This window comes from Pseudomonas sp. AC229, from assembly GCF_979254655.1.
Genome location: NZ_CEEDHK010000003.1, coordinates 25,347 through 39,977, shown reverse-complemented (window position 1 = coordinate 39,977; position 14,631 = coordinate 25,347). Strand labels below are relative to the sequence as shown.

At 60.6% G+C, this 14,631-nt stretch carries 9 protein-coding genes; 4 read left to right on the top strand and 5 right to left on the bottom strand.

What is annotated here, in order from left to right; translation table 11 throughout:
- Nucleotides 1-5 precede the first annotated feature (5 nt).
- The 3 genes from AC0IW7_RS05015 to AC0IW7_RS05005 all read left to right on the top strand — a co-directional run bounded on the left by AC0IW7_RS05015 (nucleotide 6) and on the right by AC0IW7_RS05005 (nucleotide 3,999).
- Complete coding sequence (locus AC0IW7_RS05015) at nucleotides 6-1,769, top strand: GMC family oxidoreductase (RefSeq protein ID WP_471816179.1); 1,764 nt, start codon at nucleotides 6-8, stop codon at nucleotides 1,767-1,769.
- Nucleotides 1,766-2,986, top strand: a complete 1,221-nt coding sequence (locus tag AC0IW7_RS05010; protein ID WP_471816177.1) for a c-type cytochrome — start codon at nucleotides 1,766-1,768, stop codon at nucleotides 2,984-2,986. The genes AC0IW7_RS05015 and AC0IW7_RS05010 overlap by 4 nt, the downstream gene beginning before the upstream one ends.
- A gap of 191 nt (nucleotides 2,987-3,177) precedes the next feature.
- The gene (locus tag AC0IW7_RS05005) at nucleotides 3,178-3,999 is read left to right on the top strand and encodes an enoyl-CoA hydratase/isomerase family protein (RefSeq protein ID WP_471816175.1); all 822 of its coding nucleotides are present in this window, start codon (nucleotides 3,178-3,180) and stop codon (nucleotides 3,997-3,999) included.
- A 359-nt stretch (nucleotides 4,000-4,358) separates the two neighbouring features.
- On the opposite strand, the gene AC0IW7_RS05000 is transcribed toward AC0IW7_RS05005, so the two are convergent.
- A complete protein-coding gene (locus AC0IW7_RS05000; RefSeq protein ID WP_471816173.1) occupies nucleotides 4,359-4,802 on the bottom strand; it encodes a hypothetical protein in 444 nt (147 codons plus the stop codon).
- 179 nt (nucleotides 4,803-4,981) lie between these two features.
- Nucleotides 4,982-5,419, bottom strand: coding sequence for an HIT family protein (locus tag AC0IW7_RS04995; protein WP_471816171.1), 438 nt, complete (start codon nucleotides 5,417-5,419; stop codon nucleotides 4,982-4,984).
- Between the two features lie 341 nt (nucleotides 5,420-5,760).
- Here AC0IW7_RS04995 and AC0IW7_RS04990 point away from each other — a divergent pair, with 341 nt between their 5' ends.
- Entirely contained in the window at nucleotides 5,761-6,759 is a 999-nt protein-coding gene (locus AC0IW7_RS04990; RefSeq protein ID WP_471816169.1) for a TRAP transporter substrate-binding protein, read from the top strand.
- A gap of 137 nt (nucleotides 6,760-6,896) precedes the next feature.
- Here AC0IW7_RS04990 and hrpA read toward each other — a convergent pair whose 3' ends face one another.
- The 3 genes from hrpA to fadD1 all read right to left on the bottom strand — a co-directional run bounded on the left by hrpA (nucleotide 6,897) and on the right by fadD1 (nucleotide 14,410).
- Nucleotides 6,897-10,925, bottom strand: a complete 4,029-nt coding sequence (gene hrpA, locus AC0IW7_RS04985) for an ATP-dependent RNA helicase HrpA (RefSeq protein WP_471816167.1) — start codon at nucleotides 10,923-10,925, stop codon at nucleotides 6,897-6,899.
- Between the two features lie 155 nt (nucleotides 10,926-11,080).
- Nucleotides 11,081-12,298, bottom strand: coding sequence for a hypothetical protein (locus tag AC0IW7_RS04980; RefSeq protein ID WP_471816165.1), 1,218 nt, complete (start codon nucleotides 12,296-12,298; stop codon nucleotides 11,081-11,083).
- 423 nt (nucleotides 12,299-12,721) lie between these two features.
- Nucleotides 12,722-14,410: a long-chain-fatty-acid--CoA ligase FadD1 gene (gene fadD1, locus AC0IW7_RS04975; protein WP_122496675.1), complete on the bottom strand. Its 1,689-nt coding sequence runs from the start codon at nucleotides 14,408-14,410 to the stop codon at nucleotides 12,722-12,724.
- Between the last annotated feature and the right edge of the window lie 221 nt (nucleotides 14,411-14,631).

Sequence of the window (14,631 nt, the reverse complement as noted above, 5' to 3'; positions counted from 1 at the left end):
TCATCATGGCTAAAAAACTTCCTTCCACCGACGTGGTGGTTGTCGGTCTCGGCTGGGCGGGCTCGATTATCGCGAACGAACTGGCAGACACCGGGCTTAACGTCATCGGCTTTGAACGCGGCCCGTGGCGCGACACCGCCAGCGATTTCAACCTGGCCCACGCCACCGACGAATTGCGCTACAGCCGCCGCCAGGAGCTGATGCTGCGCACCAAGCAAAACACTTGCACCATGCGCAACAAAGAGTCGGAAACGGCATTGCCGATGCGGGTGTGGGGCTCGTTCCACCCCGGCAACGGCACCGGCGGCGCCGGTAACCACTGGGCCGGCATTACCTTCCGCTTCCAGCCCGAAGAATTTCGCCTGGCCAGCCACCTGAAAGAGCGCTACGGCAACGAAGTGCCCGCCGAGTTGACCCTGCAAGATTGGGGCACCACCTGGGAAGAAATGGAGCCGCACTACGACGCCTTCGAGCGGTTGGCAGGCGTGTCCGGCAAAGCCGGCAACCTCAACGGCACCTTGGTCGAAGGCGGCAACCCATTCGAGGGCGCCCGCTCCAAGGAATACCCGAACCCGCCCACTGCGCAAACCTACGCACCGACGCTATTCGCTGAAACCGCGAAAAACCTTGGCTACAAACCGTTCCCGGTGCCCTCGGCACTGGCCTCGCAGGCTTACACCAACCAGTTGGGCGTCACCATGGGGCCGTGCACCTTCTGCGGCTTCTGCACCAACTACGGCTGCGCCAACTACTCCAAGGCCAGCGCCATCGTCAACGTGCTACCGGCGCTGATTCGCAAGCCCAACTTCACCGCCAAAACCAACTCCGAAGTGCTCAAGGTGGTGATGGACAGCACCGGCACCCGCGCCACCGGCATCATTTACGTCGACTCCAGCGGCGAAGAGTGGGAACAGCCGGCCGAGATCGTGGTGATCGCCGCGTTCATCTTCGAAAACGTGCGGCTCATGCTGCTTTCCGGCATCGGCGAACCCTACAACCCCATCGCCAACACCGGCACCACAGGTCGCAATTTCGCCTACCAAACCGCCAACAGCGTGCGCATGTTCTTCAACGATAAGAACTTCAACCCGTTTATCGGCGGCGGCGCCATCGGTATGGGCATCGACGAATTCAACAACGACAACTTCGACCACTCCGGGCTTGGCTTCGTCGGTGGCGGCAGCACGCGCGTCACCCCGATTGGCGCGCCGCCCATCGACTCACGACCCGTGCCGCCGGGCACCCCGAACTGGGGCGCGAAGTGGAAAAAAGCCACGGTGGAAAACTACCTGAGCAGCATGTCCATCGGCTGCGAGGCCAGCAGCTACACCACGCGCAATAACTACTTGTCGCTGGACCCGAACTACACCGACCCGCACGGCCGACCGCTGCTGCGCATCACCTTCGACTTCCCGGAAAACGACCTGAAGATGGCGCAGTACTGCACCAACAAAGTGGTGGAAATCGCGAAGGCCATGAACCCGCGTGAATTCGTACCGGCACCGAGGAAAGGGCCGTGGTCGAACACCTCGTATCAGTCGTCGCACATCGTCGGTGGTTTCATCATGGGCGCCGACCCGAAAAACAGCTCGGTCAATAAGCACCTGCAAGTGTGGGGCGTGCCCAACCTGTTTGTGGTCGGCTCTTCCGCCTTCCCACAGAACCCCGGCTACAACCCCACCGGCACCGTGGGCGCGCTGGCCTTCAAAGCAGCAGACGCCATTCGCCGCCTGTACCTGAAACGCCCTGGGGAGATGATCAGCGTATGAAAACTTTCATTTCCCTGGGCGCCTTTGCCCTGTTCGGCCTGAGCCTCAGCGTTCACGCAGCCTCCGGCGCCGACTCGTACAACATGGTGGAAAAAGGCCGCTACCTGGCCGTGCTCGGCGACTGCACTGCCTGCCACACCGTGCCGGGCAAACCGGCGTTTTCCGGTGGCGTGTCGATTGAAACGCCGTTCGGCAAACTGGTCGGCGCCAATATCACGCCAGACCCGGAAACCGGCCTGGGCCACTGGAATTTCGACGACTTCCAGGCCGTGATGTCCGAAGGCCACAGCCGCCGCGGCAAACGCCTGTACGGCGCCATGCCATTCACCGCGTACACCAAGGTCACGCGCGAAGACAACCGCGCCCTGTGGGCGTACCTGCAGACGTTGGAGCCGGTGAACAACCCGGTCGAAACCAACCAACTGCCCTTCCCCTTCAACGTGCGCACCAGCCTCATTGGCTGGAACTGGCTGAACTTCACCGCCGGTGAATTCGTGCCCAACGCGGAAAAAACGCCGCAATGGAACCGAGGCGCGTACCTGGTGGAAGGTCTTGGTCACTGCGGCACCTGCCACACGCCGAAAAACATCATCGGCGGTGACGACAATGACCAGTTCCTCGCCGGTGGCGATTTGCAGGGCTGGATCGCCCCGGACATCACCTCCAACCCGCACAGTGGCATTGGCCAGTGGAGCAACGAGGACATCGTCGAGTACCTGAAAACCGGTGCCAACCGGTTCGACATCGCCTCCGGGCCGATGGCCGAGGCCGTGGAAAACTCGACTCAGCACTGGACCGATGAAGACCTGATGGCGGTAGCGGTTTACCTCAAAGACGGCCAGAAACCGTCGCCAGCGCCGCAGCCGATAGCGGCCGATGACCCGGCGATGGTGGCGGGTAAAGCGTTGTACGCCGACCGCTGCTCCGCCTGCCACGTGCCAAACGGTGAAGGGATCAAAACGCTGTTCCCGAAACTGGCCGCCGCGCCATTGGTTAACAGCACCGACCCGACCTCGCTGATTCGCGTGGTACTGGCCGGCAGCCGTGCCGGTGGCACCGAAGCCGCACCGACAGGGCCCGCCATGCCGGCATTCGCCTGGAACCTCACGGACGAAAACGTCGCCGACGTGCTGACTTACGTACGCAACACCTGGGGCAATGCCGCGCCGGCTGTTACGGCGGGCGAAGTGGCCAATTTGCGCGAGAGCCTGCAATAGGCTTGACCCGGAAACCTTGTGGGAGTGGCTTTAGCCGCGATGCTCTCGAAAAGCATCGCGGCTGATCGGACTGCCGCCCGGCCGCTCCCACAAGCACACGCACCCGTTATGCCCGGCATCACCCAACTGGATAGTCCTTGAGCCCCGGCCCCGCGCCGCGCCAACCTGCTGCCATCCCCAAGGAGACCAGCATGAGCGACTACCGCACCCTCACCCGCCGCGACGCCAATGGCGTGGCTACCATCGAGTTCGATCACCCGCCCATCAACCTGATGGACCGCGAGGTGATTATCGACCTGCTGAAACTGGCGAAAAGTCTGGAAGCCGACCGCGAGACCCGCGTGGTGCTGTTTCGCAGCGCCAACCCTGAATTCTTCATTGCCCACTTTGACCTTGGCAGCCAACTGCACCAGCCCGCGCCGCCGTTACCCGAAGGCCAGGCCAGTTTGCTGAGCGCCCTGTTCACCCGCTTTAGCCGCCTGCCGCAAGTGACCATCGGCGAACTGCGCGGCCGTGCGCGCGGGGCCGGCAGTGAGTTTTTGTTAGCGCTGGACATGCGCTTTGCCTCACGCGAACGCGCCCTATTGGGCCAGCCAGAAGTAGCCGTCGGCTTACTGCCAGGCGCAGGCGGCACGGTGCGCTTGACGCAACTGGCTGGGCGCGGCCGCGCGCTGGAAATTTGCCTGGGCGGCGCCGACTTCGACGCCGACACTGCCGAACGCTACGGCTGGATCAACCGCGCGGTTCCCGACTCGGACCTCAGCGCCCATTGCGAGACGCTGGCGCAACGCATCGCCAGTTTTCCAGCGGCGGGCATTGCCCATATCAAAGCAGTGGTCGACCAGGTGAGCGCCGCACCGCAGGCGGCCTTGGTAGAAGAATCGCAGCGCTTCGGCGCCGACATGAATGCACCAGCGACACTGGAGCGGGTGCAATGGATGATGGAAAACGGCGGGCAAACGGACGGGGAAATGGAGCGCGAGTTGGGTGCCAACCTGGCGAAATTCGGCTAAGCCGGTAAAGCCGTTTTTACAGAACAAGGTGTGGCCTGTAGAGGCGCGCCGGCTTTGCCATTCTCGATTCCGAGTCGTCGGACCGCCGCCTTGGGGAAAGACGTGTGTCCTCCAATCCACCTCCGTCATCCCCGCGCAGGCGGGGATCCAGAATCGCGAAAGGGAACGCCAAGCTCGGCGCTTACGCAACATCTGTAGGACGGGGTGTGGCCTGTAGAGGCGCGCCGGGTTTGCGATTTTGGATTCCGAGTCGTCGGACCGCCGCCTTCGCGGGAATGACGTCAGTCCTCCAACCCACCTCCGTCATCCCCGCGCAGGCGGGGATCCAGAATCGCGAACGGGAACGCCAAACTCGGCGCTTATGCCGGTCGCAAGATGGCCACCGCCTGCTCGCCGTATTGCACGACATACCCGCCATGCGCGCGTTGCCAGTCGCGCGCTGAAGTCGGGTCCGGGAACCAGTGTTTTTCGTAGTCGCCGAAAGCGCCAGCATCCAGGCGATAGCGATCCAGGCAGGCCGCCTCGCGTGTGTCGATTTCAGCTTTACAGGCCGCCCAGTCGGCGTAGCCCAATTCCACCGCCAACAGTCGCAAAAGCGTTTTCAACTGCAAACTGGCGCGGTTGGCCTGCAACGCGGACACGCTCAAACCACCGCTAAGCTTCGCCGCGTGCAGCCGGCGCAATACGGGCAGCGCCACGCTCAAGCTGTCCGAACGAGCGTGCCGCAACAGACGCCGCGCGTGGCTGCGCAGAAAGTCGCTGTTTCGATGGGTGGGGGACAACGGGTTGGATGTAGACCACATAAACCTTTCCTCTTCCAATGTGGCCGTTCTCGCTGCGGCGTGGAGATTCAGGTTGCGGTAAATCCGAAGGAAGAAACCGAACGACAGGTGCGGCTGGCTTTTGCGAGAGCGGGCGCCCTGTCGCGCCCGGCGGCAAGTTTAGTAGGGCGCGTGGCTCAATGACAATAGGGTCGCAGGCATCAGCCGTTAAGCCGCTCAACCAACCGTGCTTGTAACTGCTGCAACTCGGCCGCGTCCGCCTTCTGGCTGGCGTGAACGCCCAGCCCTTCACCGGCATAGCGCGGCACGATATGCATATGAATGTGAAACACCGTCTGCCCGGCTGGCGCCCCGTTGAACTGGGCGATTTGTACGCCGGCCGGTTCCAGTTCCTCAACGATCGCGCGGGTGAGTGTTTGCACCACGGCCATAACCTTGCCCAACGCACCGGTATCGACTTCCAGAATGTTGCGCGCCGCCGAGCGTTTGGGGATCACCAAGGTGTGGCCGAACGACTGCGGGAACACGTCGAGAAACGCCAGCACGTCGTCATCTTCGTAGAGTTTGTAGCAGGGCGCGTCGCCGCGAATGATCTGGGCGAAAATGTTCTGGTTGTCGTAGTCGCCGTGCAAGCTCATCTAGGTTCTCCGTCCGTTGGGCTGAGGGCAAACCATACCGGCTCAGCCCCTCGTCTGAAAACCCCACTATTTTTCAGAATTGCGAGCGCCTCGGCATACCGCAGGTTGCGGCGCGCGGCGCTTTACGGAAAAATCCCCGCCCTTCGCAAACCTGGCGGTCCTACCCTGGCCCACCAGTCATGGCGGCCCTACCAATAATAAACAGCACGGCGATCCGCGCTTGCCCCGAGCAGGCGACGGCACTTATCGCCCCTCGCTGACTACATCCGACACACGCATGCCCCGTTCAGGCCACAAGCCTGAGGCGGGTTCTTTGGCTTGGCAGAATTTAAGGAAAACCGATGTTCAAGTATCTGTCTTTGGCGCTCGCCGCCTTGCTGCTGACGATCAGCCCCTCAATGGCGACGGCTGAAGATGCAGCCCCAATCGTTATCAAGTTTTCCCACGTGTCGGCGGAAAGTACGCCCAAGGGCCAAGGCGCCTTGCTGTTCAAAAAATTGGTGGAAGAACGCCTGGCCGGCAAAGTGAAGGTTGAGGTGTACGCCAACTCCGCGCTGTTCGGCGACGGCGAAGAACTGGCCGCGCTGGCCGATGGCCGTGTGCAAATGCTGGCGCCGTCGCTGTCGAAATTCGACAAGTACACCAAGCGACTGCAAGTGTTCGACCTGCCGTTCCTGTTTACCGATCAGGCAGCGGTCGACCGTTTCCTCAAGCGTGAAAAAAGCCGCGAACTGCTGCGCTCGATGAACAGCAGCAACATCTACGGCCTGGGCTTCTGGACCAACGGCATGAAGCAGCTCTCGGCTAACAAAGCCCTTCACACCCCGACCGATGCCAAAGGCCTGGCCTTCCGCATTCAAGCGTCCAGCGTGCTGGAAGCCCAATTCGCAGCCCTGGGTGCCACCACCGTGAAGCTGCCGTTCGCCGAGACCTACAAGGCGTTGGAAAGCGGCACCGTACAGGGCACGGAAAACCCGTGGTCGAACTTTGTCTCGCAGAAATTCGAGAAAGTGCAGCCGTACGTGACCATCACCAACCATGGCGTGCTGAGCTACATGGTGGTGACCAACAGTAAGTTCTGGACCAGCATTCCGTTCCAGATTCGCACCGAGTTGGAGTCGATTCTGGACGAGGTCACCCTGTCGGTTAACCAGACTGCCGAAGCCAATAACCAGCGCGATTACGAGCAGTTGATCGCGGGCGGAAAAGCCAAAATCATCACCCTGACCCCGGCAGAACAGGCGGCCTGGCGGGAGGCGATGTTGCCGGTGTGGAAGCAGTTTGAAGGTGAGATTGGTGCCGATGTGTTGCATGCGGCGCGGGCGGTGAATCGCAAATAAAAGCGTACCCTCTCCCCCAGCCCCTCTCCCGTAAACGGGCGAGGGGAGCCCATCGGCGTTTACCGCAAGAACACCGATCAGTCCCCTCGCCCCTCGGGGGAGAGGGTTAGGGAGAGGGGGGAAGCTGCGACGCCGCTTTATGCCTCCACCGCCGCCCACTGCTTACCCAAGCGTTTATCCGATACCGCCAGCTTGGTGCCCAGCTGCTGGGCAAACAACGACACCCGATATTCCTCCAGCATCCAGCGATACAGCACCAGCTGTGGATCACGCTTGCCTTCCTGCGCGTGCTTGTCGGCGCGGGCCTGGTATTGCCCCCACAACCCAGCCAGCTCGCCGCTCCACACTCGGTCTTTCTGCAATTGCGAGCCGAGTTTTTCGAAGCGTTGTTCGACGGCCTTCAGGTAGCGCGGCAGTTCCTTCAGCCATTCGGCCGGGGTTTCGCGCACGAAGCCTGGGTACACCAAGTGGCTTAGCTGCGCCTTGATGTCGTTGAGGGCGACGGCTTGAGCCAGGTCGATTTTCCCTTTGAAGCGCTTTTGCAAGCCGTGCCACAGCTTGAGAATTTCCAGGGCCAGGCGCGCCAGGCGTTCGGCATGCTCGGCCCAGGCGCCACGTTTCTTCTCGGCCAGCGCCAGCAAGCCAACGCCGTCGCGGGGCAAGGGGTTTTCGCCGTCGAGAATGCAGGTGTCGAGGCTGGCCAGCAGAATGTCTTCCACCAACCCATCGACCCGGCCAAGGTCGCGGTACAGCAGCCCCAGGTCCGTGAGGCCCGGCAACTTGCTGCGCAGAAATTTCGCCGGCTCGCTGAGCTGTTGCAGGAGCAAGCGTTGCAAGGCGCGACGGTGTTGGAATTCGGCTTCGGCAGCGGTGGCGAAGCGGCCTTCTTTGACCGTGCCGCCCTCCTCCACCAGCGCCGGGTACACGGTCATCGACAGGCCGGCGATGTTTTGCTGCGTGGTCTGCGCCACGGGCGCGAACACCTTGGCTTCCACCGGCTTTTGCTGCTTGTCGGTTTTAACCATGGCCAAGGCGGCCTGGCTGGCTTCGGCAAAGCGCGCGGTCAGTTCGGCCAGGTCGCGACCTTCGCCAAGCAACGTGCCCTGCCCGTCGACCACTTCCAGGTTCATTTTCAGGTGGTTTTCTACCTGTTGCTCCGCCTCGGCCCACGCCTCTTCCGACACTCGCACACCGGTCATACGGAGCAATTCGGCGCTCAATGCCTGAACCAACGAGCCCTGGCCGAAGGCGATGCGCGACAAGGCGGCTTTGACGAAGTCGGGAACCGGCACAAAGTTTTTGCGCAGCGCTTTCGGCAGCTCACGCACCAGCGCAATGCTCTTGGCTTCCAGTAACCCCGGCACCAGCCACTGCAAGCGTTCGCCGGGAATTTGCGGCAGCAGCGGTGCCGGCACGCGCAGCGTTACGCCGTCGCGCGGGTGGTTGGGCTCGAAGTGGTAGGTCAGCGGCAGGCGCAGGTCGCCCAGTTGCAGGTGATCGGGGTACTGCGCGTCGGTCACTTCGCTGGCGTCGCGGGCGAGGATGTCTTCCTCGCGCATGATCAGCAGCTGCGGGTTCTTCGCGCTTTCGGTTTTGTACCAGCTGTCGAAGGTGGCGGTTTGGTAGATATCGGCAGGCAGGCGCGCGTCATAGAAGGCGAACAGGGTTTCTTCGTCGGCGAGAATGTCGCGGCGGCGAGCCTTGGCTTCCAGTTCGTCGAACAGCTCCAGCAGTTCCTGGTTGGCTTTCAGGCACTTGGTCCGCGACTGAATCTCGCCGCGCACCAACCCTTCGCGGATAAACAATTCACGCGCCACCACCGGCTCGATCGGGCCGAAGTGCACGGGCCGGCGACCAACCACAATCATGCCGTACAAGGTGATCTGTTCGAACGCCACCACTTGCCCGCGGCGTTTCTCCCAGTGCGGTTCGAAATGGTTTTTCTTGATCAGGTGACCGGCCAGCGGCTCGATCCAGTCCGGCTCGATTTTGGCCACCTGGCGGGCGAACAGCTTGGTGGTTTCCATCAGCTCGGCGGCCATGATCCATTGCGGTTTTTTGCGGCCGATGACGCTGGACGGGTGAATCCAGAAACGCCGCTGACGGGCGCCGAGATAGTCGCCGTCTTCGGTTTTCTGTCCGATCTGGCTGAGCAAGCCGCAGAGGATGGCTTTGTGTACCGCGGCGTAATCTTTGGCGCGTTGCGCCGCTTCCAGGGATTCGGCGTTTTTGCCGGCGGGCGGATTGGCTTTCGCGTGGAGCTTGGCGTCGCTTTCGCGGGCAGGTTCGCTCTTGCGGGACGAATCGGCGGCGCGGTCGGGGGCCAGCTTGAGTTCGCGGGTGATCAGCACCAGTTGACGGTGAGCGTCGCGCCATTCGCGCAGGCGCAGGTAGTTAAGGAAGTTTTTCCGGCACCAGTTACGCAGCGGGTTGGAACCCAGCTCCTGGCGCTTTTCCTCGAAGCCGCGCCACAGGTTGATCAGGGCGGCAAAGTCGGAGTCGACATCCTTCCACTGCGCGTGGGCCTGGTCGGCGGCTTGCTGGCGGTCCATCGGCCGCTCGCGTGGGTCTTGCACCGACAACGCGCTGGCGACGATCAGCAATTCGTCGAGGCTGCCCAACTTGGCGGCTTCCAACACCATGCGGCCCAGGCGCGGGTCGATGGGCAAGCGCGCCAATTGCCGACCAATCGGCGTCAGCTGGCCTTCACGGTTCACCGCCGACAGTTCTTGCAGCAAGTTGAAGCCGTCGCTGATGGCTTTGCCATCCGGCGGCTCGATAAAGGGGAACGCGTCGATCTCGCCCAGGCGCAGGTGCAGCATCTGCAAGATCACCGCCGCCAAGTTAGTGCGCAGAATCTCCGGGTCGGTGAAGGCTGGGCGTGCGAGGAAATCTTCTTCACTGTAAAGCCGCACACAAATGCCCGGCTCTACCCGCCCGCAACGGCCTTTGCGCTGGTTGGCGCTGGCTTGCGACACCGCTTCTATGGGCAGACGCTGCACTTTGGCGCGGTAGCTGTAACGGCTGATGCGCGCGGTGCCGCTGTCGATCACATAGCGGATGCCGGGCACGGTGAGTGAGGTTTCCGCGACGTTGGTGGCGAGCACAATTTTGCGCCCAGCCATGGGCGCGAAAATCTTCTGCTGCTCGGCCGGCGTCAGCCGCGCGTACAGCGGCAGCACTTCAGTGAAGCGCAAATTGGCTTTGCGCAGCATGTCGGCGCAGTCGCGAATTTCACGCTCGCCCGGCAAGAACACCAGCACATCGCCCGGGCGCTTGCCTTCGCTGCGCTCGAACGCGTCGATTTCGTCCAGCGCGGCGAGAATGCCTTGGTCGACGCTTAGGTCGTCAACCAGGCTCTCGCCCTCTTCGTCAACCTCTGCTACCAAGGGCCGGTACCAGGTTTCCACCGGGAAGGTGCGGCCCGAGACCTCGACAATCGGCGCGTTGTCGAAGTGCTTGGAGAAGCGTTCGAGGTCGATGGTCGCCGAGGTGATGATCACCTTCAGATCCGGACGACGCGGCAGTAGCGTTTTCAGGTAGCCGAGCAGGAAGTCGATGTTCAGGCTGCGTTCGTGCGCTTCGTCGACGATCAGCGTGTCGTACTTTTCCAGGTACCGGTCATGCTGGGTTTCGGCCAACAAGATACCGTCGGTCATCAGTTTGATCAGTGAGCTGTCTTTGCTCTGGTCTTCAAACCGCACCTGATAACCGACCAGCTCACCGAGCGGTGTTCCGATTTCTTCCGCCACTCGCGTCGCCACGCTGCGCGCCGCCAAACGCCGTGGCTGGGTGTGGCCGATGAGGCCGTGCAACCCGCGACCGATTTCCAGGCAGATTTTCGGCAACTGCGTGGTTTTCCCCGAGCCGGTCTCGCCGGCAATGATCAGTACCTGATGCTTGGCCAACGCAGCTTTAATTTCATCGCGCTTGGCGGCGATGGGCAGGCTGTCGTCGTAACGCATCGCCGGCACGCTAAGACGTCGCGCCTCGACCTTGGCGCAGCTCTGCTGGAAGCGCTCCAGCCAGTGCGCCAACTTGCCTTCGTCGGCGTGCCCGGCTTTGCGCAACTCATGCAGCTGGCGACGCAAACGATGACGGTCGGCGACCAAGGCTTGATCAAGGTTTTTCAGCAGGGCATCAAAGGAGGGCGTGGCGTCGGTCATCGGGGGGCGGCAACAGTCAAAAGGCGGGGGCAGATTGTCGCAGATTTTGCCGGTGGTCGGCGTTAGCGACATCTGCCCCGTCTGTTGGCAAAGGCGAATGAGGCGGGCTGGTGCGCGATTGATGCGCCCCATTGGGTTGCCAGCAGCCCTATCGCCTACGGCACATCAATCGTGATCGAAAATGGCACAAGCACCTGCTGCACCTCCGGTTTTTTAGTTGTCGTCTGGTAGTACTTGAATCTAAAGGATGCCGTCGCCTCGCCTAGCCCGCTCTTGCCATCCAGCCACTGCGGCCCGCTCATATCGGAACCGCAATTGGTTACACAGAAGTGTCCGCTGCTAGTCGGGTCCGGTACTCCAAAATCTTTGGGAAAAGGGTTCATGGTAATAGCGATGCCCAGCTCTTTGCCTAGCGGCACAGGCTGGTCATCCAAGAATATCTGCACGCCCACATCGCTCGAAGCCGATTGCATGCCTACACCGACGGCGCCGACTAACGGATAGGTCGCCTCAAACGTGACCATCGGCCTGGTGGAAAGTCCCCCCCAGCATCGAAACTTCATGTCCTGCGTCTTGGCGCCGTCCTCAATCGGTCCAACCGCTTTGAACCGCTGCTGGCTTACATCGGCCAGTTTTATAGTCGAAGTAGTGCTTGGAACCGATACAAAGCCGCACGCTGGCGCTCCGGCATAGGCTATCCAGGGCAGCCGTTGTCCCGCAGCGACCTGCTGGTCAGGGAAGCCAATTCTTTCCTCGTACCGAGTGGATGTCGTTCCATCTTCTGAATAAAACTTAAAACTACCGAGCTGTTCGCTGCCGAGCCTTATCGATACGGGATATTGGCCGTGCGGGTTCGATGACGTCGCGGAGAAAGGTCCCGTTTTTACCATCGACACTCTCAGCACAAAGTTATCGAAGGCTCTGGTTATAGGGAGCGAGCCCCCCGCCACCACCGCTCCTTTGCTCCTCCCGATTTCGATGCCACCCGTTTCGAAAGACGGCCCTTTTCCGAGTAGCTCGACATCGAATGCGACCCCTTGGCTTGTGGACGGGATGCGAAACCGGCTACCGATCGCGGTTGCGCTACTGGGTGGGAAATACACCATCCGCAGCCTTTTGTTTGTAAATTCGGCAGGAAATGTTCCCTGGTCGCACCCGCTTGGCTTCAGGGGTATTTCTTTCAACATCATCAAGGTTTCATTTGGGTACGGATTTTTTGAATCCTCAAACCAGAACTTGTAGTTCAAGAGGTCCGCGCTCGCCTGCATCAACTTTATTTCGCCAAACCCCCCGTCCAAGCCGGGATAACTGCAAACCGCCTGCGCATTAGAGCAAGCCCCGAAGCCAAGCAAGGAAAACACCAGCGCAGGCATGAATGGACGTCGCCTGGCCGAACGGCGGCTGGGCTTTCCTGCGCGTTCACATAGGTCTCGTCGTCCCAATTTCGGTCCGGTGCAGATCCCTAGAATCTGATTGGAAAGTCCCTGACGCCGGGAAAGTCTCCCTGCCACATCCTTGAGCAAACGAAACGTTTTCATCGGCAAACTCGCGAAAGATTCGAAGCCGCAAGCCTGAACGCGAAAGCAATCGGTGAATGCCCGCTACGTCCGCCAGTGATCCATGACATCCAAACAAGGCGATAGGCAAATTTCCTACGCCGACACAGTATCGTAGGCAGGGGCTTGCTGAATTTACCTTCTACCCCAATGCCTTCTCACCAGCCCGCCTTAGCCGGACAAACCCGCCACAAACAAAAACGCCACCTGGGCGGTGGCGTTTTTTTATTCACGGCGGACTTACTTTTTACCGAGCTTTTTCAACTCTTCATCGCGCAGTTCACGACGCAGGATTTTGCCGACGTTGGTGGTCGGCAGCACGTCGCGGAACTCAACGGCCTTGGGCACTTTGTAGCCCGTTACGTTAGCGCGCATGTGCTCCATGACTTGCTCTTTGGTCACGCTGGCGCCCGGTTTCACGACCACGAAAATCTTGATCGCTTCGCCCGACTTCTCATCTGGAATGCCGATGGCGGCGCACTGCATCACACCCGGCAAGGTGGCGAGCACATCTTCCAATTCATTGGGGTACACGTTGAAGCCCGAGACCAGAATCATGTCTTTCTTGCGGTCGACAATGCGCAGGTAGCCGTCTTCCTGAATCAGGCCGATGTCACCGGTTTTCAGCCAGCCTTCGCTGTCGAGAATTTCGTCGGTGGCTTCCTGGCGCTGCCAGTAGCCTTTCATCACTTGCGGGCCCTTGACGCACAGCTCGCCGACCGCGCCGATTTCCAACTCCTTGCCTTCATCGTCGATGACTTTGCACAAGGTGGAGGGCAAGGGAATGCCGATGGTGCCCAACTGAATGGCGTTGAACGGGTTCACGGTGGCAACCGGGCTGGTTTCGGTCATGCCGAAGCCTTCGCAAATGGCGCAACCGGTGACTTCCTTCCAACGCTCGGCCGCCGCTTGCTGCAGCGCCATGCCGCCGGAAACGGTGAGTTTCAGCGAGGAGAAGTTCAGGCGACGGAAGCCTTCGTTGTGGCACAGGGCAACAAACAAGGTGTTGAGGCCTACAAAACCAGTGAACTTGAATTTCGACAGGTCGTTGACCATGGTCGGCAAGTCGCGCGGGTTGGTGATCAGCACGTTATGGCCGCCCAGCAACATCATGGCCATGCAGTGAAAGGTGAACGCATAGATGTGGTAAAGCGGCAGCGGTGCAATGACGATCTCGCAACCTTCATTGAGGTTGGCGCCCATCAGTTGCTTCACTTGCAGCATGTTGGCGATGAGGTTGCGGTGCGTCAGCATCGCGCCTTTGGCCACGCCGGTAGTGCCGCCGGTGTACTGCAGCACGGCGATGTCGCTGCTTTGCGGGTTGGCTTCGTTGACCTTCTGGCCACGGCCTTTGGCCAGGGCGTCGTTGAGTTTGACGGCGTTCGGCAGGTTGTAGGCCGGCACCATCTTCTTCACGTACTTGACCACGCTGTTGACCAGCAGGCGTTTGAGCGGCGAAAGCATGTCGCCGACTTCCGTAACGATAACGTGCTTGACGCCCGTTTTTGGCAGCACGGTTTCCGCCAGGTGCGCCATGTTGGCCAGGCAGATCAGCGCTTTGGCGCCGGAGTCGTTGAATTGGTGTTCCATTTCCCGCGCGGTGTAAAGCGGGTTGGTGTTAACCACCACCAGGCCGGCACGAATGGCGCCGAAAACCACCACCGGGTATTGCAAGACGTTGGGCAGCTGCACGGCGATGCGGTCGCCTGGCTGCAGGTCGGTGTGTTGTTGCAGGTAAGCGGCGAAAGCACCTGACAACTCATACATCTCACCGTAGGTGAGTGACTTGCCCATGTTGCTGAAGGCCAGCTTGTTGGCGAAGCGTTCGCAAGACTGTTTCAGCACCGTTTGAATATTCGGGTACTGATCGGGGTTGATTTCGGCAGCAACCCCAACAGGGTACTTATCCTTCCAGAAATTTTCGATCATGGAAGCCCACTCCTAAGCAACAGCTAATCTTCACCGCGCGATGACGGATGTTTTTGTGATTTTCGTACGTTTTAGCCGTGCTGGCAGGCCAAAAAGCGCGCCGAGATTAGCAGCTTTAAAGGAAGGGGAACAGCACCAAACATGGCCTCACCGGTCAAAAAAATGACCGAAAGCCAGGCTTTCGGTCACGTTTAAAACAAAACCGGTTAAAGCCGACTAGC